General features: G+C 51.8%; 31 protein-coding genes. 21 read left to right on the forward strand and 10 right to left on the reverse strand.

What is annotated here, in order from left to right; translation table 11 throughout:
- Positions 1–9: 9 nt before the first annotated feature.
- The 4 genes from JOC33_RS16845 to JOC33_RS16860 form a co-directional block, all read right to left on the reverse strand.
- Complete coding sequence (locus JOC33_RS16845; protein ID WP_205093710.1) at positions 10–1,113, reverse strand: sensor histidine kinase; 1,104 nt, start codon at positions 1,111–1,113, stop codon at positions 10–12.
- Positions 1,114–1,143: 30 nt separating this feature from the next.
- A complete protein-coding gene (locus JOC33_RS16850; protein WP_205093711.1) occupies positions 1,144–1,548 on the reverse strand; it encodes a hypothetical protein in 405 nt (134 codons plus the stop codon).
- A gap of 135 nt (positions 1,549–1,683) precedes the next feature.
- Positions 1,684–1,968 carry a hypothetical protein gene (locus tag JOC33_RS16855; protein WP_205093712.1) on the reverse strand — a complete coding sequence of 95 codons (285 nt, stop codon included), beginning with the start codon at positions 1,966–1,968 and terminating at the stop codon, positions 1,684–1,686.
- 464 nt (positions 1,969–2,432) lie between these two features.
- On the reverse strand, positions 2,433–3,053 hold the full coding sequence (locus tag JOC33_RS16860) for a LysE family transporter (RefSeq protein ID WP_205093713.1): 621 nt from the start codon (positions 3,051–3,053) through the stop codon (positions 2,433–2,435).
- 137 nt (positions 3,054–3,190) lie between these two features.
- On the opposite strand from JOC33_RS16860, the gene JOC33_RS16865 reads away from it, so the two are divergent.
- The 13 genes from JOC33_RS16865 (at position 3,191) to JOC33_RS16925 (ending at position 14,722) form a co-directional block, all read left to right on the forward strand.
- Positions 3,191–4,054 (forward strand): LysR substrate-binding domain-containing protein, encoded by an 864-nt coding sequence (locus JOC33_RS16865; protein ID WP_205093714.1) that lies wholly within the window; start codon positions 3,191–3,193, stop codon positions 4,052–4,054.
- Between the two features lie 138 nt (positions 4,055–4,192).
- A complete protein-coding gene (locus JOC33_RS16870; RefSeq protein ID WP_205093715.1) occupies positions 4,193–4,669 on the forward strand; it encodes a hypothetical protein in 477 nt (158 codons plus the stop codon).
- A 52-nt stretch (positions 4,670–4,721) separates the two neighbouring features.
- Complete coding sequence (locus JOC33_RS16875; RefSeq protein ID WP_205093716.1) at positions 4,722–5,345, forward strand: LysE family translocator; 624 nt, start codon at positions 4,722–4,724, stop codon at positions 5,343–5,345.
- 146 nt (positions 5,346–5,491) lie between these two features.
- Positions 5,492–6,133 carry a hypothetical protein gene (locus tag JOC33_RS16880; RefSeq protein WP_205093717.1) on the forward strand — a complete coding sequence of 214 codons (642 nt, stop codon included), beginning with the start codon at positions 5,492–5,494 and terminating at the stop codon, positions 6,131–6,133.
- Between the two features lie 962 nt (positions 6,134–7,095).
- Positions 7,096–8,241 carry a ParM/StbA family protein gene (locus JOC33_RS16885; RefSeq protein ID WP_205093718.1) on the forward strand — a complete coding sequence of 382 codons (1,146 nt, stop codon included), beginning with the start codon at positions 7,096–7,098 and terminating at the stop codon, positions 8,239–8,241.
- A 227-nt stretch (positions 8,242–8,468) separates the two neighbouring features.
- Positions 8,469–8,888 (forward strand): hypothetical protein, encoded by a 420-nt coding sequence (locus JOC33_RS16890; protein ID WP_205093719.1) that lies wholly within the window; start codon positions 8,469–8,471, stop codon positions 8,886–8,888.
- Positions 8,889–9,119: 231 nt separating this feature from the next.
- Positions 9,120–10,007 carry a hypothetical protein gene (locus JOC33_RS16895; protein WP_205093720.1) on the forward strand — a complete coding sequence of 296 codons (888 nt, stop codon included), beginning with the start codon at positions 9,120–9,122 and terminating at the stop codon, positions 10,005–10,007.
- On the forward strand, positions 10,004–10,438 hold the full coding sequence (locus JOC33_RS16900; RefSeq protein ID WP_205093721.1) for a DUF6884 domain-containing protein: 435 nt from the start codon (positions 10,004–10,006) through the stop codon (positions 10,436–10,438). The genes JOC33_RS16895 and JOC33_RS16900 overlap by 4 nt, the downstream gene beginning before the upstream one ends.
- A 1,261-nt stretch (positions 10,439–11,699) precedes the next feature.
- Complete coding sequence (locus JOC33_RS16905; protein ID WP_205093722.1) at positions 11,700–11,975, forward strand: hypothetical protein; 276 nt, start codon at positions 11,700–11,702, stop codon at positions 11,973–11,975.
- A gap of 103 nt (positions 11,976–12,078) precedes the next feature.
- Positions 12,079–12,282: a hypothetical protein gene (locus tag JOC33_RS16910; RefSeq protein WP_205093723.1), complete on the forward strand. Its 204-nt coding sequence runs from the start codon at positions 12,079–12,081 to the stop codon at positions 12,280–12,282.
- A gap of 313 nt (positions 12,283–12,595) precedes the next feature.
- Positions 12,596–13,357: an AAA family ATPase gene (locus JOC33_RS16915; protein WP_205093724.1), complete on the forward strand. Its 762-nt coding sequence runs from the start codon at positions 12,596–12,598 to the stop codon at positions 13,355–13,357.
- Positions 13,358–13,439: 82 nt separating this feature from the next.
- On the forward strand, positions 13,440–14,267 hold the full coding sequence (locus tag JOC33_RS20740) for a DUF7192 family protein (RefSeq protein ID WP_420825721.1): 828 nt from the start codon (positions 13,440–13,442) through the stop codon (positions 14,265–14,267).
- A 113-nt stretch (positions 14,268–14,380) separates the two neighbouring features.
- Entirely contained in the window at positions 14,381–14,722 is a 342-nt protein-coding gene (locus JOC33_RS16925; protein WP_205093726.1) for a hypothetical protein, read from the forward strand.
- Positions 14,723–15,361: 639 nt separating this feature from the next.
- On the opposite strand, the gene JOC33_RS16930 is transcribed toward JOC33_RS16925, so the two are convergent.
- Positions 15,362–15,547, reverse strand: coding sequence for a hypothetical protein (locus JOC33_RS16930; RefSeq protein WP_205093727.1), 186 nt, complete (start codon positions 15,545–15,547; stop codon positions 15,362–15,364).
- A 229-nt stretch (positions 15,548–15,776) separates the two neighbouring features.
- Between JOC33_RS16930 and JOC33_RS16935 the strand changes: the two genes are divergently transcribed.
- Positions 15,777–16,460 (forward strand): hypothetical protein, encoded by a 684-nt coding sequence (locus JOC33_RS16935; RefSeq protein ID WP_205093728.1) that lies wholly within the window; start codon positions 15,777–15,779, stop codon positions 16,458–16,460.
- Positions 16,461–16,574: 114 nt separating this feature from the next.
- The gene (locus tag JOC33_RS16940; RefSeq protein ID WP_205093729.1) at positions 16,575–16,889 is read left to right on the forward strand and encodes a hypothetical protein; all 315 of its coding nucleotides are present in this window, start codon (positions 16,575–16,577) and stop codon (positions 16,887–16,889) included.
- A 602-nt stretch (positions 16,890–17,491) separates the two neighbouring features.
- Here the strand turns inward: JOC33_RS16940 and JOC33_RS16945 are convergent.
- Positions 17,492–17,647: a hypothetical protein gene (locus JOC33_RS16945; protein WP_205093730.1), complete on the reverse strand. Its 156-nt coding sequence runs from the start codon at positions 17,645–17,647 to the stop codon at positions 17,492–17,494.
- A gap of 174 nt (positions 17,648–17,821) precedes the next feature.
- On the opposite strand from JOC33_RS16945, the gene JOC33_RS16950 reads away from it, so the two are divergent.
- Positions 17,822–18,223: a hypothetical protein gene (locus JOC33_RS16950; protein WP_205093731.1), complete on the forward strand. Its 402-nt coding sequence runs from the start codon at positions 17,822–17,824 to the stop codon at positions 18,221–18,223.
- Between the two features lie 990 nt (positions 18,224–19,213).
- A complete protein-coding gene (locus tag JOC33_RS16955; protein ID WP_205093732.1) occupies positions 19,214–19,378 on the forward strand; it encodes a hypothetical protein in 165 nt (54 codons plus the stop codon).
- 537 nt (positions 19,379–19,915) lie between these two features.
- On the opposite strand, the gene JOC33_RS16960 is transcribed toward JOC33_RS16955, so the two are convergent.
- Together JOC33_RS16960 and JOC33_RS16965 are read right to left on the reverse strand one after the other, a co-directional pair.
- Complete coding sequence (locus JOC33_RS16960; RefSeq protein ID WP_205093733.1) at positions 19,916–20,053, reverse strand: hypothetical protein; 138 nt, start codon at positions 20,051–20,053, stop codon at positions 19,916–19,918.
- Between the two features lie 332 nt (positions 20,054–20,385).
- Positions 20,386–20,634: a hypothetical protein gene (locus tag JOC33_RS16965; RefSeq protein WP_205093734.1), complete on the reverse strand. Its 249-nt coding sequence runs from the start codon at positions 20,632–20,634 to the stop codon at positions 20,386–20,388.
- A 1,100-nt stretch (positions 20,635–21,734) separates the two neighbouring features.
- Here JOC33_RS16965 and JOC33_RS16970 point away from each other — a divergent pair.
- The gene (locus JOC33_RS16970; protein ID WP_205093735.1) at positions 21,735–22,241 is read left to right on the forward strand and encodes a hypothetical protein; all 507 of its coding nucleotides are present in this window, start codon (positions 21,735–21,737) and stop codon (positions 22,239–22,241) included.
- Between the two features lie 334 nt (positions 22,242–22,575).
- On the opposite strand, the gene JOC33_RS16975 is transcribed toward JOC33_RS16970, so the two are convergent.
- Complete coding sequence (locus JOC33_RS16975; protein WP_205093736.1) at positions 22,576–22,839, reverse strand: WYL domain-containing protein; 264 nt, start codon at positions 22,837–22,839, stop codon at positions 22,576–22,578.
- A gap of 90 nt (positions 22,840–22,929) precedes the next feature.
- Positions 22,930–23,103: a hypothetical protein gene (locus JOC33_RS16980; RefSeq protein ID WP_205093737.1), complete on the reverse strand. Its 174-nt coding sequence runs from the start codon at positions 23,101–23,103 to the stop codon at positions 22,930–22,932.
- Between the two features lie 971 nt (positions 23,104–24,074).
- Here JOC33_RS16980 and JOC33_RS16985 point away from each other — a divergent pair.
- The 3 genes from JOC33_RS16985 (at position 24,075) to JOC33_RS16995 (ending at position 25,719) form a co-directional block, all read left to right on the forward strand.
- On the forward strand, positions 24,075–24,365 hold the full coding sequence (locus JOC33_RS16985; protein ID WP_205093738.1) for a hypothetical protein: 291 nt from the start codon (positions 24,075–24,077) through the stop codon (positions 24,363–24,365).
- Between the two features lie 163 nt (positions 24,366–24,528).
- Positions 24,529–24,954, forward strand: coding sequence for a hypothetical protein (locus JOC33_RS16990; RefSeq protein WP_205093739.1), 426 nt, complete (start codon positions 24,529–24,531; stop codon positions 24,952–24,954).
- A gap of 522 nt (positions 24,955–25,476) precedes the next feature.
- Positions 25,477–25,719 (forward strand): hypothetical protein, encoded by a 243-nt coding sequence (locus JOC33_RS16995; RefSeq protein WP_205093740.1) that lies wholly within the window; start codon positions 25,477–25,479, stop codon positions 25,717–25,719.
- Positions 25,720–26,419: the final 700 nt, after the last annotated feature.

The raw sequence follows: 26,419 nt of genomic DNA on the forward strand, positions 1-26,419 counted from the left end.
CTTTCCCCCTTACATTTTCGGAACCGTAATCGTTATTTTTGTCCCTGCCGAACTGGTATCGATCTGAAGCGTTCCTCCAATTAACAAGAGTCGTTCTTTCATGCCATGGATGCCGCTGCCGAAGTTTTGGACATCGTTCGTGTTTGTCGAAAATCCTTTGCCGTCATCTTCTACTTGAAGCACATAGGAGCTTCCTTTCTCTTCTAAGGTGACGGAACAATGGCCGGCCCCGCTATGTTTTAAGACATTGGTCGTACATTCCCGTAAGCACATCCCTAGAATATTACGTGTGATGGAGGAGAGTTCCTCCATAGAGATATGATTTTCATGCTGAAACGAGACCTTGGCCCATTCGAATACTTCTTCGGCATGTTGAAGTTCCTCTTCGATGTCGACTGCCTGCATGTCACTGATTAATTCCCGGATTTGCAGCAATACCGATCGGGAGATTCCCTGTACTGCCTTCGCTTCTTCGATGGCTTCGTCCGGATTCAACCGGATCAACCGTTCCATCAGCTCACTTTTTAAGGTGATCAGGGATAAGGTATGGCCCACCGAATCATGCAGGTCCCGGGAAATGCGCTGCCGTTCTTCGTTTTTAATGAGGCGCGTGATTTCCTCGTTGGCTGTTTTCAGTTCCCGGTGGATGACCATGGTTCGCCGTTGCATCCGTACGACAAACGGGATGGCGAGAATGGTCAAGAGGACGGGCAGCCAGTAGGCGTACCATGCTTGTTGCTGCAGGACATGGTAAACAATCAATGATAAGAAAAACGTCAAGCCCATCAACCCCGCGTAACGTCGAACGGAATGTTCATTAAAAAACATTCCTATCACTAGCGCCGGGTAAAAGGCAAGCGCTAAACTCCATGGGGAGAAGAGGCTGCCGAAAACGCCTACAATCAAGAGCTGCAGCACGACGAACACTTTCCGGTGCTTTGGTTTGGTAATGCTCTGCCAGTAGCAAAGCGCCAAAGCGGTAAATAAGCATAGGTTGAGGGCCCAAGCCAAGTCATAGGGCCCAAGCAACAAATAAAATGCAGGAAGAACCAGCATGAACAGCAACATGGATGCCCTGTTTTCCTTGATAGCCTGGATTGGATGTAGTGGCATTCCCTCTCCTCCTTTCTGTCCTTTTTTTCACTAGTTTGCCTTGGCCGTTGGATTTTCCTGCGGTATTGAAGTGTTTTTTTTCATCCACCTAGGAACTAACCAGATGGAGAGAAGTGCCACGATTATGTGAACCGGATGGCCAGCTACTCCGAATTGCTCCTGTGGGGGATTGAAGATGGTGTTCAGGGTGGTAAGCAACGTCACTGCTCCTACCACGAATCCATAATAGAGCTTTGCTTTCGTGGTCTTTTGGTCGAGCTTTTGAAAAATCACAGCGCCAACTACGTTGGTGAGGATACAGGAAAGCAGGATCGAGACGGGAGATAACTCCTCAAACCACAAGTCGGTTGTCATTCCCACCACATATTCGGTCAATAGTGCTGCCATCCCTGCAAGGATGCCGACAGCCATTCCGGTTAACAAAGTTTTTTTCATTGGGTTTCACCTCATTTTGATTTGGTAGTTTAAGCGTATCGGATACAGGAATGCCTTTTTAGTCATGAATATCAGGACTTTTGCATGATAAATGTCATATGGAAGGGTGACAACGCGTGGGTTTTCCTGGAAGGGCTAACGAGGGAAGTTGTTCCCGTGGTTTGCGCGTACCCATAATGCTTTGATGCCATTCAGTAATACCTGTGGTTCTGCATAAATGACCGGTTGGGATGAAGCTTGGTAGAGACGAGTCTGGAGGTGAGGTGCCGAGCTTCTTCCGACAGGTACGATCTTGTCCCAAACGCCATGACTAGTAAAAAACGGCGGTACCTCTGTATTGGAGGATGCCAACGGAGAGGAAGGTTCGACGGAGTCATAATATTCGTACAGGCAAAAGGAAGCAGCGACCGTGGTGTCCACTTCCTCGAACCCTGGCTGAAAGGATGATCATTCGGGATAAGGACCGCCAGCGCCCGAGTTCGCCCCATACGAGATGGTTTGATAATGTCATGCCAAAATGGCGATAAACATCACTACGACCTGACGAGCTTCTACGTTACTTTTTAGAATAGGGAAAACTTTCATGAAGGTTGTAACCTTCTGCAGGCAAGATTCGACCATAAATACGAATGCTCCGCCTCCTTGGAAACGCGTTTCCTGATTTGAAAGCGTGTATGACAGGGTTCGTCGCATAAAAAAAGAAGTAGGAGTAGTTGGTATATGTATTTTTTATTTGGAGGGCACTAGGGAAGGGGGCTGAAACGGAGCAGAGAACGATTCACGGACGGAAAGTCTTTGAAGCATCTATCGTTTCATCCTTTGCTTGATTGTAATGACGGAGGGATACTTGAGATTTCCAACCGCCAGTTGCATTTTCACAGAGTTTATTGAATCAAAATCTGAAGCCCAAAGAGGATAAATAGGAAACCTGCCAGTCGATTCATCCATTTCCTATGACGTATATAGGTGCTTTGGATGGGTTTGCTGGAAAAAAGTAAAGCAAGGGCGGTGTGCCACCAAAGGACGTTTAAAAAAATGACAAGGACGGCTGTGATCCGAACCCATTGCGGGAAAACAGGGTGTAAGACAGTGGTGAAGATACTTCCAAATAGCAGGATGGATTTTGGATTGGAGAGATTGGTCATTAAGCCAAAAAGAAAGGATCGGAAATAGGTGGGGGCAGGTCCATTCTCTTTTGTTGGTTCGTTAGCTCCCCCTTTGGAGGAGAACCAAAATTTTGCTCCAATATAGAGGATGTAACCGCCGCCCAGCCACTTTAAGGCATGGTACATCCATGGATAGGTTTCAAAAAGCAGGCCGATCCCAAATGCTGCTGCACTAGCCCAGATCAGGGCACCCGTGGCGATGCCAGCCGCCGTGGCGATACCCATCCTTTTGGAGAATCGAATGGATGCCTGCGTGACTGCGATAAAGTTGATCCCCGGGATACTCATCGTGAGGATATGGATGATGACCATTAATCCAAATACATTTACATACTCCATCGGGTTCTCTCCTTTCCGTTTCATGCCCGTGTGTTTTCATCTACTTTTCTAGTCTATCGCAGCATCCCCCTATCCGGTTATCGCCTGTAGTGCTTATGCTATCGAAACATTGGATAACAAAAAGGAGACCGAAAGCCGTGCATATCGAACATTTGGAATTGTTCCTGCAAATTGCTCGTTACGAATCGATTAACCAAGCTGCGAACGCCCTTTTTCTTGCCCAATCCACCGTAACCAATCGTTTAAAACAATTGGAAGCCTATATCGGTAGTGCTTTGTTTATCCGAACTTCCACCGGTGTGCAGTTAACCTCGGAAGGGAAGCGGTTCGTGCCCATCGCTACTTCGATCGTGGACCAGCTCCATACCTATACGGATCGAAAACATATCCCCCCTCTGAGTATTGTGGCAGGGAAAGCCCTGGCGGCGTATCAGTTGCCACGCTTACTCGGGGAATATCGACGAGCACACCCAACGTTTACCTGTTATGCCCGTGCCGCTCGCTATGATGCATGTGTCACTGCCCTTCTGACGGGGGCAGCTGATATTGCCTTTCTTGGGGCGGAAGTTTTCCACCCTCAGTTACACCAGGTGTTGTTACCGGAAGATCCCATCGTACTCGTCCTCTCTCCGGATCACCCGTGGGCAAAGGGGTTTCCAGGGTTTGACTACTGGGGAAGAGAGGAAGTGATTACGTTTGGGAACCATACTGCCCCCTTCCGAAGGCAAATCGACCTCTTTTTGGCCAAACATCAGGTTTATCCGAACATCATTATGGAGTTAGATAGTTTCAGTGCTGTGAAAAGCATGGTACAGGAAAACCTGGGCATGACGCTTCTTCCGTCGCGTACGATTCAAACGGAGGTGCAAAAGGGTGACCTGGTCGCTTGTGATATCGCCGCGGGCACGTTATCACGACCGACCGTTCTCGCCTACCCTACGTATAAAAAGGAATCGGAAGCACTCCAACCGTTTATTCAATGGGTGAAAACTTTCTATTAACTCTATCGCGAGCACATGGGTTTTCTTCTCCCAAGGACCTATCCGCTCTTCTTCCTGAGACGAATGCTCCAAGAAAGGTGTTGTACATTACAACAAAAACAGGTATACTGTTGTTACCTACAACAGGGAGGCGATTGGATGAAACATAGCGTAGGATTTGTGGTAGCCCGTTTTCCGAACGTACGGAGGCGTTTGGACGGACAGGAGTTGAGCCAGCCCTTAAACGACGTGGAACAAGTGATGTATCAATTATGTCTGTATTTTGATCACCCAAGAGCGCACACCTTTGCTTTACAGCAGATCTATGACCTACGGGATGGGAAATGGATTGCCTTTGTTTTGGAAGCCATTCGGTTGTTTTTTGAGCGGGATACGTATGTCATGGCCGGGGAAACCCTGCCGTCGTTCGTCCAAGATAGCGAAAGGGGAGCGTATTTCAATCAATCGGATTTTGCCCGTTACTTGCAAGACCAGGGAATTCCCTATACCCAAAATAAAATTGCGGTGTATCGGAAACGGGGCAAATTTCCTTCCGAGGATTTTATTTTTGATGGCAAACCTTTTTGGTTGCGCGAGACCGTTTTGCGATTTGTGGAGGAGCATCACACACCCTAAATTGTTTACGTAAATGTTTGTGTTAGATTCGAAAAGTATCGGAGGTAGAAGCATGGAAGTCACGAGCGTACTAGCTTTTTTAGGGGTCGCGGTCATTCTTACCCTAATGCCGGGACCGGATAATTTGTTTGTGATGGTACAAAGCATGTCGCAGGACCGGAAGGCCGGCATCGCCACCTCGTTCGGGTTGTGTACGGGGCTGATCGTTCATATTACTGCGGCTACGGTTGGCCTTTCGGCGGTGGTTTACCAATCGGCCTTCGTTTTTGCTTTGGTGAAATATGCCGGAGCTCTTTATTTGTTGTTTTTGGCCTGGCAGTCGTTTCGAGAAAAAGCGGATGTGGGGATAGAGGGAACCCAGCAACCACGGCAGTACAAAGCTTTGTATCAAAAAGGGATTGTGATGAATCTGTTAAACCCCAAAGTCTCCGTCTTTTTTTTAGCCTTGCTTCCACAGTTTGTCACTCCGTCCGGGATGGCAGTATCCCTTCAAATGCTGCTTTTAGGGATGCTATTTTTGGGGCAAGCCCTCGTGATTTTCACGCTCATCAGTGTGTTTTCGGAAAAGGTGCGCGTTCTCTTCCTCCGTCATCCTTGGATTGCTCAAAAAATGAATGTTCTCAAAGGTTCCATGTTTATTATCATTGGTTTGCAAATGGCTCTACGGCAAAAGTAACCCATATACCGATTAGAAAAGGGACGTATCTCTGCTAACGCTCTATCGGTTTTAGGTTCTCCCGCTTTGGAGGCTGTGGATCTCCCTTTCTTTATTCTGAAAATTATGTAGAATAAAGGGGAACTACAACGGAAGGGGATGGACCGATGAGTCGAATCACACTTTTACTATTGACATTCCTTGTTCTCGTCGTATGCCCACCCTCTTATGCAAAAAGCTTTGGGTTGATCCACTATGAATTGCGAGAAGATGTGAACCACATGCTTTCTATCCTCGATGAAGCCCATGCCGAAAAGCGCCCGCTCCAGAAGGGTGAACGGGCGCTTTTCGATCACTTTCAGGCTACCTATCAGGCAGGGAACTTCTTAGATGCCAATGGAGAAAAGTATCGGATGAATGATTTGGAACAAGCTCTTGTCTACCATCTTGCGATCATGCAACGATTTACCGCCCCGGCCTCATCGAAGGCAACCAGGGGGGATCCCTATGAACAAGAACGGAACATCTTTTTCTCCCATTATCAGGCCGAGGAAATTCCGGAAGAAATCAAAGGGATGTATCCCAACTATGAAATCCATCGAGGACTGCATCCCCGTCTCCAAGCAGACGCATTACAAGTGGTTCGGGAAGTGGATGCGCTTGTACGGGCGGGGAGGATCAGTCTTGTAGGTAAGTCATTGCCAGCGTTCCATGATTTTCTCTCGGTCTATCAAAATGGAAAGATTCAAGCAGGAGGATCCGTTTATCTCATGAATAAGGAGGGCATACCATCTACCGTACGTTTATGACCTTACACATACAAATGGAGGAAGGCTACCTTACCAAGGGGATGGTGGAAGACTTTCGGGTCATACGAGAATTAGTAGAGGATACTTAAAAGAATTCCAAAACAAGTCGTCCTACCCAAACCAATTTCTTGTAGTTGTAATTGGTTGCTCCTGTTACTGGGAAATGCGGTTCCTCCGGTTCCCTTCCACTGAACTTCAACCATGCTTCCTCCTTCTTCCTCTTTCCCTCTCTTCTTCCAAGCGTGGATTTCGTGTCCAAGTTGGAAGGAAAAGGGGGAACGTTTTTTTGATAGATTCTCTTTTACTTCCAGCGTCTCTTGTTTTTTCTCTATTTTCCTTTGTTTCTTCCTGTATGGTTCATGGTTGGTAGCCATTAACAACGCCAAACAGATCTTCCTATCGCCGATGCTCGAGTCGGCATGCTAACGATAATGTCCCATCTTATGGCAAAGACGCTACTCTCTATCCATCCTAGAATGACCTAAGTATGTTTTCTTCTTTATATTCCATCGTTTAAGATGGGTGGAAATAAGCGTCCTCTGTTCTTTCCCTCCTTACTGTTGGTAAGAATGTCTGTCCGTTCGTATTATATGTCGATTCTTTTTCCCATCGGTTACATCATTCGGCAGAAATTTTTGAATCATCTAAAAGTTACCGTGGAAAAGAGTGTTTTGGTAGTGATGTTTGTCACTTTTTTTGATGATACCTATCATCTTTTCGATTCCTGCACCCACCACCGACCATACTGCCACAAGGGCTCTTGCTCTCAACTAGGGGAAACTAGTTTAACTTCCACTAGTTTGATGGGTGATTTACGGCGGGAGGTTCCTGTGCTATAGTATCGATAAAATTGGGGCCGATTTGTGACCCAACGGTCATCCAGATCGTCTAATCCTAGTGGGAAGCATCTTAGAAATCCTCCACCTTTCGTCCCGGTTCTACTTTTAAAAAGGAGTGTTGGCATGTTAGAGGCGTTGTACAAGGGAAATGTCCTTATTACAGGGACGGATAGTGGAAATACTTCCAATAAAGTGAGCTTTCTGAATCAATTGGGCGATATCGAATCGTTTACCATCCCGACCATCATCGCACCGGCACCATCCAGCAAGGTCACGGACATGGCGAAGCGGAAACAGGCAATGACCGGGGAGCAATTGTTGCACGTGCGGGTGGAAAGTCAAGCGTTGCCGGCCAATGAGACCACGGCCTATTTCTATGTCGGGGAATATGCGAAAGACAAAGCAGGCAAAATTGAACCCCACGCCGACGCGGAGCAAAAGTTTAACAATAAGTTACATATCGTCACCACGTTGACGGGGCTGGCGGTTGCTGCTTGGCGGGCAGGGAAAGCGGAGGTGCAAGTCCCTTATTCCGGCGGTCTTCCGGTGGAAGAGTATAAAAACGTCGGACCGGAAAAGGTTCTTGCCCAGCTGCAAGGTACCCATGTCATCGAAGCCCTGGATGGCGCCTATGAAGGAAAACGCGTGACGCTTACCATCCGAGAGGGAACGGTCCACGTCGAAGGGGTCACCAGTTCGCTTGCCTTAGGGTTTACCATTACTCGTGGGGAACTTTCGGAACTTCCCTTAGGAGAAGTCATCGGCGATGATTTTGCCCTAGGGGATTTAGGAGCGGGAACCCTGGATTTAGCCCTCCATACAGAACTCGGGTTTGATAAAAACAAAAGCACCAACAAGCGTATCGGTACCAACCCGTACATTGATGCCATTCTCGAGGAGATCGCGCAGATGGAAGCTTTCCAGGAGGTCCATCGGTTACTCGAAGAGACGGGGGAAGAAGGGCAGCCGTACCGGACGAGGGAAGAGTTTATGCGAAAGGTCGTGATTCCAGGGGTGATGGAAATGGTGGCGGGAACGGACCCATCGGACGTACGCTTTACCGCCAGCTGGCTCTTTGTGAAAGAGGTGGATGTCACCCCGATTGTGACCAAGGGCATCCAGGCGTATGCGGCAGAAGTGACGCAAGCTTTGCATACGTTTTGGGTAACGTCGCATGCGGAGAAGTTTGTGTTGGTCGGGGGCGGTTTATTGTTTGTTTCCTGGAATTACGCACCCTTGCCCCGCGATTTCTGTTTCCCGAACCCTTGAGGGATACTGCTTTTTTTACCAGTAAAGCCTACCTGATCGCGAATGTTCTTGATCAGCTGGAGAAAGAAACGGTGGCACCGTCATCCTAGGAGAAAGGGGAGAAAACAGCTTTGTCATATGGAAAAAATGGTTACGAACCCGGGAAGGGCCGCACGTTTACCCCCTCGCAGCAGGCAGCCTGGTGCGAGGCGTTCAACCAGCTCCTTTCGGAATACCAAGGAAAAGGAGTGCCCATCAGTCGGAATAAACTGACGGAAAAACTCCTGGAAGATGGGCTTCGGTCTCAATCTCCATCGTTCTTCCAGCAATCGGACCGGGACTCGGTCCTGACAATACCGCTCTCGGGTTTTTCTCCTGCTGAGGTGGCACTGCTTCAGAGTAAACAGGGCCAGAGAATCCTCTATAATGTCCTGCAGTTATTGCTGGGACAGGCGTTGGGGGAGTCTTTCTCCTCGATGCCTGGAGCCCGGGAGCAGAAAAGCGAAGGGGGCCAGGCAACGGAGCGAAAGCCGGAGGAAGTCCCATCTTCGTACACCCTGGACGCCCCTGCTTCCACGGTTAACGAGAGAAAGCAGGTCGCTCCTGTATCAACCCGGGACGTGTTGGAAAAGTTGAGGCGAAAACGGCACCTGCTGCATCCCAATTGAATAGTTGGGACTCTGTGTATTAGGTTCCTCTTCCCAATAAGGAAGTCCCTTACCTATCCATCTCCCCGTTAGAGGCAGGGATATCTATATGTATGGGCAAGGTTTCTAATTGGAGGATGTTTTTTGACCTGGGTCAAGTGTTTTTTCAGGAGAAAGTACCAGCGGTTTTGTAGTGTCAACATGGAAGGAATGTGGGGTCAAATGTACCTAAAAAAAAGGAAAATCCGAGGGGTGTATTATTGGAGTTTGGTGGAGTCTTATCGTTCCGAAGGAAAAGTCAAACAACGCGTCCTTCAATCGTTGGGAAATACCCAAACGGCATTGATGTTCCTCCAAGGGAATCCGCGTTATGGGACCTATTTTCAACAAATCCGCCAGTTTCTCTGTCAAACAGGGGAAGCTTCCTCCTATGCCACCCGTACAGCATATTTTGTTTACACGAATAGTCCAGCGGAAACGGAGGCGATTCGACACGTCCAACCCAAGCATTTACTGTTGTCTTACTTTTATTTTCGCAACCGTTCGTTAGAGGAAGTGGTCGACAAACTGGGTTACCTGCCTGCCATCATGCTGGATAGCGGAGCGTTCAGTGCCTTCCACTCCGGAAGAAACATCGCTCCCTTAGACTATATGACTTTTATTGAAACCAATCAGCATTATCTGGATCATTACATCAGTCTGGATGTTATCGGGGACCCTGATCTGACGTTTTACTATTACGAAATGATGCGGTTTAAAGGGTTTCGACCTCTGCCGGTCTATCATTATGGCGAAGAACAGGATGTGCTCGACCGGTATATCCACCTTGGGAATCCCTACATCGCTTTAGGGGGGACCGTTCCGGAACGGAATAAACGGAAAGTTGCCCAGTGGGTGAGGACGCTCCATAAAAAGCATCCGGACGTTCACTTTCATTTATTGGGTTCAAGTTCCAGGAAGATCATTGAAACCACCCCACTTTTCAGTTGTGATAGTTCCACATGGATACAGCAAGCAGCGAACGGCAAGCCCAGCCACATCCAGGGGAAGAGTCGCCAAGCGAAAGTGAAGCGGGCGATTTATAACATGAACACAACCTTGCAAAGCCTTGGGTCCATGTCGAAGGAGGAGATGCCATGAAGGTCGCTTTTATCAGTTGTACGAAAACCAAGTCCCTGCATGCATGCAGCGCTCGCGAGATGTATCAACCATCGGCCTTATTTCAGAAGGCGGTGCGGTACGTGGAGCAGTGCGATTATGATGCCTGGTTCATCCTTTCCGCCAAATATGGACTATTGGAACCCGATACGGTGATTGAACCGTACGATGTTTCCGTGAACCAGCTGCATACCTCTGCAAGAAAAACATGGTCGCATTCGGTGCTTGCTCAAGTGATGGCGTTTCCGACCCCCATCTCCCGCATCGACTTTTATGCGGGGAGGCCCTATCGAGAACAGCTTATGCATGATCTCGAGTTACGGGGAATCCCCTGTCAGACCCCCTTACAAGGAAAGGGGATTGGGGAGCAATTGCGCTATTATGCCCTTCACACCCAAGATTTCCACCCGTAGTTATGGTTGGTTTGCCACTGTTCGCTTGCCCGTCTTTCCCCTCTGGCGTTTTTTCTATCCCCCTTTGGAGGGGATCTTTTTTAAACTAGTTTAAACTAGTTGATTCGGGAGTGTTTGTCCCACTTCACCTGTGTTTTAGTAGTTATAGCAGACCAGGCAGGCGCAGGTGTCCGAATGGGAACCTGCCCATTGGTATTTTCGTGGGGGAAAGACGCTTGTTCCATCTCATGATCGTATCAAGAAGGATGGATGAACTCCTTCTATCACTAACCTGTATGTGTCATTGGAAGTGTGCTTGGATAGGTGCATGAATAGGTTTTCTATGGTTGCTATTTGAATCGGTGGTCCTCGTGTGAAACCCTTGTGGTTCCGGGTTTTTCCTTCCTCAAAATGAAACGCATTCCCTGTGACTGTTTAGATGGAGGAGAGGAAGAACAGGAGAGAAGAGGGAGAAGGAAGAAGGGACGATCATCGAAGGAATTGTGGAAGCTGAGAATAAGGAGGCGACATAAGAGCAGCAGACTGGCGGAAAGGGGGAGGGAAAGAGAAAGGGTTTGCGGTTGGGAGAGGCGTGGAAGGTGGGTGGGTCTTTCTGTGTTTTGTTTTTTAGCACGGGCGGGGCCCCTCTTCGCTGCGGGGGACGGAGCGCCGTGGGCGGTTGAGGCGCTTCGCGCCCAACCAGCCCACGATGCGCTCCCGTCCCCCTTGCTACGCGGGTCCCCGCCCGTGCTACCCCGTCCCCCGCCAGTGTAGTGCCCCCCCTGAAGGGGAAGCAAGACCGGCCGATGTGAGGTATCTCACACCGGAGGGCCCTTTTTGCTTGCCGCCCGTTCGGTGACGCTCCGTGTCCGAACGGCTTATGTTGCTGACAGCGGGTGAACGTTACCTCCGATCATGAGAAAATCGTTTTTTTTCCAGGGAGCACCCCCCGTCTGACCTGCGGTTTTCCGCATCGTCGCAGGTCGCGCGTTTTGACCCAGGGGGCGGAGTAGAGTAATGTTTTCCTTGTCAGCACGACGGAGCAAACGGCAAGGCCCCACCGCCCGGACCTCCTGCTAGTGCTAGTACCTTGAAAACTCCATAGTGGACCGGACCGAAGATACCGGATAGCGGAATGCGACACTCGCCCAAAGGGCAGGTCACCTTAGCCACTTGCGCTATAGCCGACGTGGGGTGAAACCCGTAGGGAACCAAATGTCCGGGAAACATATGACAGTCAATCTGTCTAGTGACAACCGGCCATTTCCGGGCGGCGGTCACTATGTGGATTGACTCTCAATTCACAAGAAAGGGAAGAGTCGTGCTTGAGATTTTTGTGGTCATTATCCTCGATGAGTGGTACGTGCGGACGTTCAAGGAGAACGCGGTACAGTTCCACAAGCGTGTCATGGATTACATGGCTTACGGCTTCTACCCCGAGGTGGCCGCTGAGTGGGCCAACCGTGGCTTTTCGCCGGTGGAGGCCGTAGCAGCCATCAAGCACGGGCACAACGACCCGAAGAAGGTTCCGGACTTTTGTCCGTGGGCTTGTGACTGATCTTTAACAGGTCTAGCGGTGGCCGTTGCCCTTTATGGGTAACGGCCACACGCTAAATCGGTTGAACGTCAATCGATAAGAATAAGTAAGGGAGAAACAGAACATGCGTACCGCCATTGTGGAGGACCGTTCCGGTATCGTCGTTGGTCAGGGTTGCGGGCCCAACCGTGGTAAGCTCGCGATCCTCTTTGACCAGGTGGACGCGGCCGGAAACGACGTGATGGAGTGGCACCCGGCCGACTGCGACCGCGTCACGGTGTTCGCCGCGTCGGAGCGTGCCACGTTCCGGGTACTCACCGGCCGGTAAACGCCACGTTCCCCACGAACGAACCGCAGGGGAGCGCGTGAAAACTGTTCACGCGCTCCCCGTCCGTATTCACCCATCGGAAGAATAGAGGAAAATCATGCAGATGGTAGTATTGACTTGTGAGCAGGGAAACCACATGTGGCGGCGACCGGCTCAGAAGGGACGCCGACCGCATAACTGCCCCGAACACCAGCCGGAAAAGCCCAAGCAGGCACCGAAGCAGAGGCTTACTTGCCAGAGCTGTGGGGGTCCGTGGACCCGGACCGCCATTCAGGGCCCGCGCCCGCGCTACTGCCCTTCCTGCACGTCTTGGGTGAAGGAGGCCGAATCGAAGCAGGAGGAGCCGAAGCGGCGGCACAAGGCATTCCCGACTCTGCTAGCGACCGCGCAGGCAGGCGTACCGGTAATGCTGGTCGGCCCCGCAGGTTCGGGAAAGTCCACGGCAGGCCGCCAGGTCGCCGAAGAAATGGGGCTTTCCTTCCGTTCCGAATCGTGTAACCCCATGATGACCAAATGGGATCTGTTCGGGTTTGTCGGCCCGAACGGAAATTACGTTCCCGGCGTTATTCGGGAAGCGTTCGAAAACGGCGGCGTTGTTTTGCTGGATGAAATGGACGCGTCGAATCCCGCCGTTCTGGTTTCCATCAATCTTTTGGCGTCCGTCGAGGCAGGGGAAACGGTCACCTTCCCCGACGGAAAGAACGTGCCCCGGCATGAGAATTTCGTACTGATTGCAGGTGCGAACACATTCGGGGACGGTGCGAGTGCGGAATACGTGGGTCGTGAGCAGTTGGACGCGGCTACGCTTGACCGTTTCGCCATGGTGGAATGGTCGTATGATGAGGCCCTAGAGCGCAAGGCCGCCGGAGAGGATCAAGCCGCTTGGGTGGTTTGCGTGCAGGACGTCCGGGCCGCCGCCGAACGTGCCAGCGTTTCGCTACTTGTCACCCCCCGGGCCAGCATCAACGGTGCAAAGCTAATCCGAAAGGGGATGGACCGCGAGACCGTCGCCAACTTGGTTTTGTGGAAGGGAGTAAGCACCGACGAGAAGCGGTCGATACTCGCGCAGATGTAAGGCTCCGGCCGTAATAAAGGGAGGGGGGATAGCCCCCTCCCTTTGGCGGAAATACTTTCACCCATAGAAAGGCTTTTTAGAAATGGACGTCTTCCGACAGTTTCGCAGTCCGGCCGCCTTTGTCGATTTTGCCAAGGGGGAAAGCGACATGCCAACGTATCGTCGTTCCTCTCGCACAAAGGGAAATCGGGAGTTCACCGGTACGTCTAGCTGGGAGGAGGCGACACGCCTTGCCCATGGATGGCAGGAAGGTGCGCGACGTTTCGCGCAGCAAAGCGCAAAACTCACCCCCAAGGGTCGGAAGCCCCGCCGGACCACCGCTATGCGGGAAGTCGGGCCCGGCGTATTGTCCATGGGTAATTACCTTACCGGTCACCCGCAGCCATACGTCACGCTGCAAGAGACCAACCGCCCCCGCACGGGAAAAGGGAAGGTAGTGCGGTTTCTCGTCAACATTGCCGCATCATCCAAGGTGAATAGTTCCGTGATTGAACGGCGAGGAGCCGCCATTACCGCACTAGTTTCTACGCTAGAGCGTGCGGGCCGAAGGTGTGAAGTGGTGGCCGTTTCTCGTGCATACGAGGGGGCAAGCTCCATTGAATACCGTATAACCCTGAAGTCGAGTCAGGAAAAGGTGAACCTACCAAGTATCGCCTTTGCCCTTGCCCATCCTTCTATGCTCCGACGGTTGGTTTTCTCGGCGAGGGAATGCGAAGGAAAGGAGATCCGCGATAAGGTGGGGATAGGAAAGGGGGACGGATATGGGATACCGACAGATATTAAGGAGATAGAATCGGGAACCATTTATCTAAGTGCCATGCGTGGCAGGGATGCGCAATGGAAGAGTGAAACCGCCGCTACCGCATGGATAGGATCAGAATTGAAGGCCCAGGGAATCGAACTGAAATAACCTGGATTACGAATCGCTCAAATGCTAGCGTTTCGGGTGAGTGGCATTTTTCGGAATGTCGCTTGCCCCATTCGCTAGATTTAAAGGGCTAGATGATAGAGGAGCATAACGGCATGATGATTTCCGTCAACACCCAAAAGCAATTTTCGGACATGCTGGTAACAGGAATTGAAGCCGGTGCGATTACCCGAGCGGGTGCCCGTATTCTTTTCCAAACCGCCTATCATTTGGAAACGGCCGAATTTCGAGCGGTGAAGGTTTCCACGTTTACTCAAGCGGCATTCGCTCGAATGCTGGCAAAAGGCATGAAGCGGAATATCCTTACACGGCGAATGGCGGTCGAGCTTTATCGTTCCGCGTATGGAAGGGAAAACGTCGATTTTCTTGCTGGCATTCTGGCCATTGATATGGAAATCGGAAACTTGAATGAATTCGGTTGGAATTACGCTCCGTGACACTGGTTACGGAGCGTAACGGGGGACAAAAAAATTTTTTCAGGTGGCTGAGGTAAGTGGTTAACTTTCTGCAGTGGGGGGCAGAAAGAGGCATTCGCTGGACGCTCATCCCTTTTGTGGGGCCTAGCGGCCCCGAGGCATTCGCTGGACGCTCATCCCTTTTGTGGGGCCTAGCGGCCCCGAGGCATTCGCTGGACGCTCATCCCTTTTATGGGGCCTAGCGGCCCCGAGGCATTCGCTGGACGCTCATCCCTTTTATGGGGCCTAGCGGCCCCGAGGCATTCGCTAGTCGCTCATCCCCCTTTTTAGGGGCTACGCCCCCGCCCGTCCTCCTTTCCCAAGTATATCCCGGTGCGCCTCCCGGTCAAGGGGCTTTCGCGGCATATCCTCGCTGGCGCTGCGATATTCCACGATCCCCTTGCCCGTCCAGCGCACCGGGAAGGGAATCGGTGGGAGGACGGGCAAAAAAGGGCGGGGGACCCCTGGGGGGTGGTGGCGCTGGTTTTCTGTCTACCGGTTGTGAGGTAGGTCACACTCGCTTTTTTGTCCGCTTCTGTAGAAGCCTCATGGTGAAGCCCGACGCTATGAGAGGATTGAATTCCTCCTACAGCGACGGGCTTCATCCTACCAGGTTTCTACTTATTCGTTTTCGAACTTCTTATAAAGCATGACTGTAACGATGCTCGCTATCAGAGCATCATGGTTGTCTGAATTGAGGAAAGGGACCCCGTGAATGGACACGTAATCGCCGAGGAAATTGCCAAAGGTAATTCCACCGATGACAGAACCGACAAGCACAAAGAAGGACCGAGCCTGGCTGTTCATCTGTTTACTCCTGTTAGAGGCGTATCCCTTGAACAATCACTACAGTAGTCATGATCAGCTCTGAATGCAAATCAAGAACGCCCGAGGTGAGGAAGGTCACATACGTTTATATTTACCTGTGCTGTGACCTGCGGTTTTTCGCATCGTCGCAGGTCAGCGCGTTTTGACCCAGGAGGCGGCATCCCGTAGTGTGTTCCTTGTAAGCACGACGGAGCAAAAAGGAGCAGACATGCGCGTTATGGTTGACGGTATCGCCGGTAAGGTGAATGGACAGGTTCGCGTTACGGTCAGCGGGGAGCCAGCCGAGTGGATGGACCCCGAAGCACTTCGGGTTACCGAAGAGGGGATCTTTCTCAACGACGCGGAAGCGACCGTGATCGGTAAGGTATTCGTCATTTTTGATGACGGGGGACATAATGGTAAGTGGGCTGACTGGTTTAAGGCTGAGAATGTGCGGTTTTTCAAGACCACCAAAAAGCCTCGCAAGCCTAGCGGAGAATTGATCAGGGTTTCTTCGCAAGAAGAATTCGACAAGGCGATTCGGGACGGTGCAACACGTATTGAAATTCATTCCGACCCTTATGAAATGCCGGAGGAAATTCGCGTAACCGCACAAAACATAGAACTCAGTGTAACCGGAGCAGCGACCGTACGAGTTTCGTACAGGTGTACGGTTAATGCATATGGGAATGCAACGGTCATTGCCGGTGGTTCGGCAACGGTTATTGCCCGTGGCAATGGGAAGGTATATCTTCACGATAAGGCGACAATTCACGCCTATGACCGGGTGCGGGTGTATACCTTTGGTCAGGTTCAGTACCACGAAGATGCGGCAGCGGTATTCGTGAACGCGAAAGCGGAAGTGCATTTCCACTCGGCTAACGTTAAGATTATCCGAAAGAATCCCCAGTAATTTGGAGGAATGCAGTTTTGGGAGAGCAGTATTCCCGAGTAATACTGCTCTCCTAATCGCCAAATGGAAAGGATAGGCATGGTTTCCCCCACCACGCAAGAGAATTTCTGGGGAATGCTGGAAATAGGTATTCATTTCGGTGCCATTACCGAAGAGGGCGCTTGCATTCTTTTTCAAACGGCCTATGGAATGCAAAAGGCCGAATACCGAGCTGTATATCGAGATGTGACGGTTTCGTCGAGAAATCAAGCGGTATTCGCTCTGGAGCTGGCAAAAGGGATCAAGCAAAGCCGCATTACACCAAAGAAAGCGATTGAGCTTTACTGTTCCGCCTATGGCATGGGAAAAGCCGATTCTGGTTTCGCTCATTTGGCTATTCATATTGCCATAGGGGACCTAAACGAATTCGGTTGGGATTACGCTCCGTAACTCCGGTTACGGAGCGTAACGGGGGCCAAAAATTTTTTTTCGGTGGTTGGGGTAGGTTGTAAACTTTCTGCAGGGGGGGCAGAAAGAGGAATTCGCTGGACGCTCATCCCCTTTTTAGGGGCTCCCCCCGTCGGTGTTGGGTTGATGTAGGATACCCGCTATCTGTCGTGGGTGGGGCATCGATCCTTCGGATCGATCCGGCCGTCCGCCGCCGTCGTCGGGCCCTGGGGGCCCTCCTTATGGCGGCCCTTCGGGCTGCGTCGCTACGCTCCTTGCGAACCTCGCGGGGGGCTCCTCCGGACCCCCGCCCCCCGCGACCTGATTGGGGTGGTTGCGGTTAGAGGTTGTTCTGGATCAGGGTCCGGTCGTTATGAATCTTGCAGTATGTATCCCACGTCGGTCAGTGATTTAGGGTTGTCGGAGGTTGGATAGCGCATTCAGTCTTTTGTGGTAATGAAAAGCGCGGGCTATGGAGCAGGGGGTGGCGCCCGTCTGTCAGCTGCCCGTGTGAGAACTCTTGCACCTGACCGAAACACCCAGGATGCCAGCGCCAAACGAGCGACCGCCCCCCTTTACGGGGGGCGGTCGGTTTTCTGCGAGAATCAGTCCCACGCCCCCCAGACTTTCGGGCATCCCTCGCCCTCACACGTTTCCACTCCGGTTACGAAGTCGAGTGTGGTTTCCAGGTGGGTACAGTTCCCGTCTTCGTCTGTACCGGGCATGCTCATCAAGACATCATCCGGTACAAACTCGCCCATGATCCGAATCATCCGATGTACGTCCTAACGCATAGGTGACTGATGAACAGGACCAGTCTACCAGAGAAGACGCCCGAGTCAAATCGAGAACGCTCGATGTGAGAAGGGTCACACACGCTTTTTTTACAGGCTCGCTGACCTGCGGTTTTCTGCATCATCGCAGGTCAGCGCATTTTGACACAGGGGATGGCATCCCGTAATGTGCTCCTTGTCAGCATGACGGAGCAACGAAAAGGCTACACCCCCGAAGACATAGGAGAGACAGTGTCGATCACGTTCCTTTGGATGGTGATTTTTGCCATCGGTAACCTCCTGGTGATGACAGCACGACGGAGCAAACGAAAAGGCTTCGAAATGGCCGGTTATTGTGTGCTGGGGGTTAGCCAAACTCTTCTCGTTTTTCAGCTAATTCTCCCCGTTTTTCGGGAGCAGGAGTGGGACTTTGATTCCATTATGTGGGCACCTTGGGCACTTTGTGGGTTCGGTCTCTACATAATGTTGTTTATCTACATCCCTTTTTATGGTGCATGGAAGGTATACAAAGAGCTAAGGAATCGTGACCACAACGCCCGGTGAGTAAAGGGGGGAGCCGCGAGGTTCCTCCCTTTACGGGTTGTAAGAATGGTAACAGCGAGTAACGGGAGCACAAAATTTTTTCGGTGCCAATACCGGATAAATTCAGATATAGCCATATCCTTGAATTTATCCGACATGTCCTGATTTATCCCCTGACTTCGTCAAAGGATAAATCGAACATGTCCGTGTCGGGTAATGTAGAAGACTTACTACCTGTCATTGGTGGGGCATCGATCCTTCGGATCGATCCGGCCGTCCGCCGCCGTCGTCGGGCCCTGGGAGCCCTCCTTATGGCGGTCCTCCGGGCTTCGTCGCTGGCGCTCCTTGCGATCATAGCGAGAAGGGGCCGGAGGAGCCCCCGCGACCTGATTAGGGTGGTTTCGGCAAGTGGACATTCTAGATCAGGGTCCGGTCGTTGTTCATCCGGTGGTAGGTTCCGTGCTGTTGAAAGATTTAGGGTTGTTGGTGGGAGAAAAACTTCCCGTCTGTTTTGGTTTCTGAAAAGCACGGGCTAGGAAGCAGGGGTGACGCCCGTCTGTCAACTGGCAGTGTGAGAACTCTCACACGGGCCGAGTCCCCGGGGACCCGGTGGTCATCGTCACCCGCTGTTATCGGTCCCGGTTTTTGATGACAATGGGTGAATGTCGTCTCAGATCGAGAGACACTCTGAATTCTTCGCGGATGGAGAACCCGTTTGACCTGCGTTTTCCGCTACGGCGCAGGTCAGAGCTTGTTGACACAGGCGTTGTCCTCCCGTACTGTATTGTCTGTCATCACGACGCGATGAAGCGATCGAAAGGAACGGATAGATCGTGAAGAAGCTTGGCATCAGGGCTGGCTTTGCTGCTCTGACTGTCTTCGCTCTGACTGCCTGTGAAGACAACACTCGTGTAGGAGACGTATGTAAGCGTGACATGGCGCTCGTCTCCAGCTCTGAGGTTGTAGCCAGGAGTAGCGGAACTCGTAGTGGCGGCAGAAGTGTGAGCACCGGTGGAAGTACCGGCAGTCTTAGCGGTAGCAGTGGGACCACTGGGGGAAGCGGTCGATACCAGAACGGTAACAATGGGAATACTGGGGTTATTGGTGGAAGTAGTTATGGTCATGGGAGTGGTGGTGGACACTACTACCGTGAGGACGACTGTGCTGCTCGTATAGAGTAGATCGGTCGTCTATGGATACAGTTCATCGGTAAAAGCCGAGAGATTGAGAGAGGTTAATGGCTCCGAGACCGCCGAATGAGCCTCCGAAGGACTGGAAGCCATGTCCCAAGTGCGGGAGGAGGATTTGCACGCACCCCCAAGAGAAGCGTATGGTATAGAAAAGCGTAGGCCCCATAGGTGTTCCGGAACTAATGGAATATAGAGAGAAAAGGAAGTCATGGGAGAGGGAAAGCGTAAGTCGTCAGCGGGAACTCGCAGGAAGAAGGAGAAGCGGGCCACGGGCCGGGAGGCATGCAGAGCGGCAGGTCATCCCGGTTACAACCCCCAGACTGGGATGTGTGAGACCTGCGGGACCCCAGCCCGCTCTAAGTGACCCCGGTCCTGGTTGAGCAACACTGAAAACAGCCCCCTCCCTTGGTGGGGGCTGTTTTCGGGTTTAGGTCATTACGCTGCGTGATACTGGTTACAGAGCGTAATGGCTGAAAAATTTTTTTTGGCGCTTCGCGCCTCGTCCTGCGCCATTTACTTTACATTACCCGCCTGGTATGGCGGGAGGGTCGATGCTTTGCATCTCTGCCAATACCGGATAAATCCCGATATGGCCATATCCGGATTTATCCGACATATCCTGATTTATCCCACGAACTCCGTCCAAGGATAAATCGAACATGTCAGGTGAAGTATCCTTCTCTGGTCCTTACTCCCTGTTTGAGCTTTGCTTCTAGGAATGGCTGCCTATCGTTGGAATGAAGGTAAGGGGCGGGCTACAAGGGAAAGGGAGAGGGCCGATATCCAGTTACCCTTTCTATTTTCGAATACAGAGGGGAATGCTTTTTGTACAGTTAGTTTTATCCTGTACCCCTAAGGTGATTCCCCTTCCAAAAAGTGTGATTTCTTTGTTTCCCGTTCCACCCTCCTTAACGGTATCGATCGTAACGGGAGTGCTTTTTATGAGGTTACCCTCCCCCTCTATCTATTAAGACAGAGGGGGGAGGGTATGCCCTACTTCCGTAGTTCTGATTTGTGGATCAGGTGCCCATCTGAACCGATTTTGCCGTAAACGACTTCGTCATTGAGGGGAAGCCCTGAACCTCCCGCTCGAACAGCATATTCGAGTACCGCAGGGTCTCTTCCCGAGTCCCTCCAGGACTTTCCGGAAACACGGTCCCACCAGTCTTCGATACGGAACATTTTTCCGTTCTTGAGCGTGACGGTCTTTCCGGCCAGCGGGTGAGCCGTTTCGTGAATCATGGAGGACTTGCCCCTTTCGTGATTTGCGGACAACTTCCAATGTAGTGGGGACCACTGCTCTTGTCCATCCTCCAGCTTGTGAGACACCTCATACGATAGTGACCCTGGTATCGGGTTGCGCCAGAGACCGCTTCCCTGTACTGTAGTGCTTGTTCGGGGGAGACACCTCTAAGAGCCAACAAGGAGAAAATCGTGTCTCAGGCGAGTCGGAGCAAGGACAAGACGATGGCGGCATCCATGAAGAAGTTCGGGATCAAGCGTGACTCGGGTAAGTGCCCGAGGGGATGCGGTGCTCTCGTCAAGAACGGGGGCAGCCCGCTGCTGGACCACCTGAAGACCTGCCTGGGTCCCCGCCGCTAGTACCAGCTCACTAAACGGAGGAATCCGATGATTCGAGCCCCGCCCTAACCCGGATATTTATCCAATACCTAAAAACGAATCAAGACTCATAATTGGAAGGGGTGGAGAGCATGTAAAGACCGAGACCATAGATCAAAAAGGGGGAGTTCTTTAGGAGAGAACTTCCCCTTTTTGGTGGAGAAAGACAATTACGTAGTGTAAGGATAGATTACACAGCGTAACAACGACCAAAAAAATTTTTTCGTTGCTTCGCGCCTCGCCGGCCCCGGATAAATCTAGATATAACCATATCCAGATTTATCCGACATGTCCTGATTTATCCTGGCGGATAAATCGAACATGCCGGAGGGGCGTGTCGGTGGCTCCCATCTTTCCGTTAAGGAGTCATCAGCATTCGCTTCACCCCTGCACTTTTGAGGGGACCTGTCAGCCTCCGATTCCCTCGTGGTTGCGGTGGTGGAGCATTTATTCCACGTTCCCCTTGTTGCGGGTCCCCTGTCCCCTCGAGCTCCCCGAAGTCACTCCCCCCGGGGAAAGTACGCCCCGGGGGGACCGACTCCGTTGAGTCTGTTTCGAGGGGACTCCCCCACAACAAGAGGCTTTCGCGGCATAAACGCGCCTGCGCCTGTAGCCGGTGGGGGTTGTTTCCGATCTGAGACCTTTCTGTTATCGGTGAAGTGCCTGTTTCCGCTTTCTTGCTGCTATACTGGGGATGTTCACCAAGGCAAGCGGAAGGGTTGATGATGGTTACGATGATGTCGTACGTACTCGGCATTCTGAGCGCCATTGGCGTTGCGCTCTCGATTTGGGAGTCCGGCCAGCGAACCCAGCGGACGAAGCGAATCAAGAAGTACGGGATTTGGTTCAACCTGGTGGCCCAGATTCCGTGGTTCATCTTCAACGTCATCGCCGAGTCTTACGGATTGTTCATCATCAATATCATCACGGTGGTGACGTCTGTCCTGACCTTGAAAAAGATGCGCCAGCCGGAAGCGTTTTGCCACAGGTGTGGCGTAGCCCCTGCTGTAGCGTGTCGTGGCGAGGTGCTCTGCATTGAGCATGTGAACATGTACGCGGAGGCGAACACCGGCGGTATCAACGAGCAATACATACACCCTTCGCCCATGGAGAAGGCAGACCGACCGGTCACCGGGACGGAAATGGGTGACGCCCACTTGACGGGCATCACGATCAACCTTCCGAATGGAACGAAGGTGGCGGCGAAGGAAGGGAAAATCTCCCTATAACCCTAGCAAACAGCCCCCGTTACGCTCCGTATCCTTGATAACAGAGCGTAACGGGGGTTGCAGCATGGAAGGAGTTTGTTTTTTGCCGGCCTCGGATAAATCCAGGGATTTATCCGACATGTCCTGATTTATCCCCCGCCTTCGTCAAGGGATAAATCGAACATGTGGGACTCAGGTGCTGGAGCTGAACCCGGGCTCTTATAGTAAGGGATGAGTATCTTTTGGCGGAAAGGCAGGAATCGGGCTACATCGGTTGGGGAGCCTGGGGGTACTCGCCCGGTTGCCCTTTCTGTTTGTGGACAGAGAGGGCAACCGATTTTTTGTTCTTTCGGTTTTATCGCTTCACGCGATAGCGGCTGCGGTGTACGGTAAAGGTTTGGATGCGATCCACCCTCCAGGAACGCGGTTGTTGGGTTTCCCGGTCCATCGCCATAAGCAGGGGATTTCCGGCTTTGGTTATCCGGCAGGCGTAGATCTCGATGGTTCGCAGTGTTGGCGTTCCATCTTCCTTGACGTAATCGATCGTAACGGGATAGCCCTTTTCCATGGCCATGTGCATCCGGGATAGGGTCGCTTCGAGTGAGAAGCCCTTACGCAATGGGTCCTCCATCTATCGTTGGTCTTTTTTCCCTATCACTCGCCTAGGGATGCCCCCTCACTGGGGAAAGAGGGGGCATCCGATGTTCGTTTACTGCCGAGGTCCCCAGAACCCTCCCTTTGCCTCGATCTTAGCGGCAATTTCCCGCGCCGCTTCTGGACCCGCCCGGACTTCCCCCCGAGCAATCTGGCCTTGAATCCGTTCGGACTCGGAAGGTGGGGTGACCTGCCCCTTGTCTTTCTTATTCTTTCCAATTCGGGACATGGTTGCTTGTGTTATCCTTTCGATTCGGTGTGAGAGGGACGATTCCCACTCTATGCCCTCCCAGTCCCGTCGTCAAGGGTCTGTGAAGGTGAGACACGACACACCTCATCACCCGCTTTCGGCTTGCACGAGCGTCCGTAACCCGGTACTGTGGTGCTTGTTCGGGGGAGATGCCGCCAACAACAGGGAGGTAACATGTGTGAATGTGGTGCGCCTGTGTTCGCTGGTTGTAAACGTCAGCGACACTGCCAGCGACACTGTTCATGTCCGCGATAAGTTGTCCCCACCAAAAGAAGGAGTAACATTGTCGAAGGACCCCGCAGACGGGACCGCCGACCAGCGCACGGGTCGGGACCAGCAGCCCGAGACGGACTGACGGAGTAGGTAGCTTTCCTAGTTATCTAAGCCAAGGAGCAAAGGGATCACGTGTTTCTCGGGGTCCCTTTGCTCCGCGTGAACAAGAATGGTTTTTTCATCTCCGATGGAGGTCCCAAGTGGCTGCCGACATGGATCCGGTTCGCGAAGTCATTCGAATCTTTACCGGACATCAGGAGGAAGCCGAAACGGATTCCGAGGAACCGGAGCAATCAGAGGAGTAATCGGAAACGGGTAACCCGAGGCCTGGGGGGTTACCCGTTTCTATTTTTGATATCCCGTTTGCCGGCTGCGGATAAATCCAATGGATTTATCCGACATGTCCTGATTGATCCTGACGGATCAATCGAACATGTTGGGGGGACGTATATAAGGTTCCAGGGGGGTTACGGTCGATGTTGGTACAGGCAAAGCGCGGGCTAGGAGGCCGAATGTGGTACTCGGATTTTCCGAGGACCTTTTTGTGGCGCTTGTCTTTTTCGCTGTGAGTCACCTCACCCCACGGTGACACAGTTAGGGTTGCACCAGAAGCCGGAAGCGGGTACCGTTGAGGCCGTTCGGCGGAGACCCGTGGAGAGACAGAGGAGAGAGAAAAAGTGTCCATCCTAGTTATTATGGTTCTTCCCTTGATTGGGGCTATCGGAATCTTCTTGAGCAGTTCCAAGGAAATGTTGAAGAAGGTAGCCGGGTTCTGGATCATCCTATTTTTCCAGGTTTCTTGGCTGTTCATCGGAATCTCCCTTATTGCTCGGAATCCTTCCGACAACTACCCTATTGTTTTTTGGCTCTTCCTCAACGCTTGGGTAATCGTTCATTGCTGCCGTGAAATGCGGAAGATGTACCAGAGCCGGAAGCGGACAAGGAGCGGGAAGAAGACGGTGGGGTGACGCACCTCACACCATGGTGATCGGGTTTCGGCTGCACGAGTACCTGTCACCTGGTACTATTGTGCTTGTTCGGGAAGGTCACTAGCAGCTCGGTTACTAAGCTATTCCGAGCATGGACAGGTATCCAAGCCGTTAACGGCACCTTTAGGAAGGGAATTAAAACATGTTTGCTTTTGGCTCATACACGTTTTGGGACTGGATCACGTTTACCATTTCCATCATCTCCGTCGGTGTTCAATGGATGATTGCCTATCTTTCGAGGAGGCCGGAGAAGTCGAGCGTTCGCAAACTGTGCACGCTCTTTTTCGTGGGCTTCCTTGTTCAATTGATATACATCTATTACTTTGTGGTTTCCACGCAGCCCGGCATGATGCTTAACCCCCTGATAACCGTCGTCATGTATGTGTCCAATCTTTTCATGGTGCTGTATAAGCGTTTGCGGAAGAAGGAAGCGATTCCGAGCGAGAAGACGCTTTCCCCGATTCCCGAAAGTATCCCCGCTCCCTGTACACTGACACTGAAGGGAGTCACCATCACCCGACCGGATGGAACGATCATCCAGGCCAAAGAAGGGAGCTTGCAGCTTTAATCCTCTTTCACGGCAAAACCATCCCCCGGAAATCCGGGGGATGGTTTTTGGGTTTCCAGTCATTTTTAGGTGTGTACTGAAGACGTAACGCAGTGTGGCAATGGGTTACCGAACGTAATCAGGTACCCGTTACGGATAAATCCATGGGATTTATCCGACATGTCCTGATTGATCCTCTGACTTCGTCAAAGGATAAATCGAACATGACGGGGGAAGGCTCATGTAAGGTTTGGGAATTTCTTCATGTTGGGCATCAATCTTTTTCCAGGTTGTATGATTTAACGTTTTTTGAGGGATGTACGCTGGATTTGGTTCGGCACAAGGGCGGGCTACGGGGAGGGAGCAAGGGGATTGGAGCTGGCGCCCGAATGTCGGCTGTTTCCCCTCCAAGAGAGAACGTGTCGACCGTTACGGTTGTGAGGTACCTCACACCAGGGCGACCCGGTTTCGGTTTGCACTAGGGTCTGAGATACGGTACTGTTCTTCTTGTTCAGGGGAGACGAGAACGAAGGAGACAGTAACGTGTCAACCCGCAAGACGTTCAAATCGATTGTAGATGCAATCAACTCTCAGGAAGGCTTCACCGAACGACAAGGTCGTTTCAAGATCGGTGCATACGGGGTGGACGCGGAAAACGAACGTCATCAGGTTCTTATCTTGATTGAGAACCTGATCTATGTTGGACGGGACAGCGTCCAAATCACTACTCCGGAACAAACGGCCCGGGAGGTTATCGGTCTTTTGGCTAGGAAGCAAAAGCGGTAACCAGTCAGTCCCCCGGGGAAAATACGCCCCGGGGGACCGACTCCGGCGAGTCTGTTTCGAGGGGAGGCCCCAGCAACAAGAGCCTTTCGAATTCTGATGACGAAGTTTCCGGTAGAGCTTGAGCGTTGTGCATGTGGGCGCCGGTGAGAGAAGAGGTAAAGGTTGTCCGCTCAAGGTCACCAGTGCGGGCTGATGGTTTGCCCGAATTGCAAAGAGGCCAGGTGTAATCATTCTTCCCGCTGCACTAGGGTAGCTTGTAGGTGCCTGCGATAGTAACGAATCTTTCTGGGTACCTCCTACCAATGGATAGAAACGGCCGTTCCCCCAAGGGGAATGGTCGTTTTTTTTGGCGTTACGAGTTTTCGCAGGCCCTAGATAAATCCGGGGGATTTATCCGACATGTCCTGATTTATCCCCTGACTTCGTCAAAGGATAAATCGAACATGCCTGGATGGTTTAGATCGGAGACTTCTTTCTGTCGTTTTCGGAAATCGATTCGGTGGTCGCTCCATCGTAGAGTAGTTTTTTTGAGCGTTTAACCCTCACTTTTTCATGGTTTTGGTAGCATGAGAGGTTGAAAGGCGATAGTGGTTCTGACATACGCGGGCTACGGATAAGTCGCAAGGGGCTTGGGTTTGTCGTCCGACTTTCGGCCGTTTCCCCTCCTGGAGAAGCGTGTCGACCGTTTCGGATGTGAGGT

This window comes from Thalassobacillus pellis, assembly GCF_016908295.1.
GTDB lineage: Bacteria > Bacillota > Bacilli > Bacillales > Halobacillaceae > Thalassobacillus > Thalassobacillus pellis.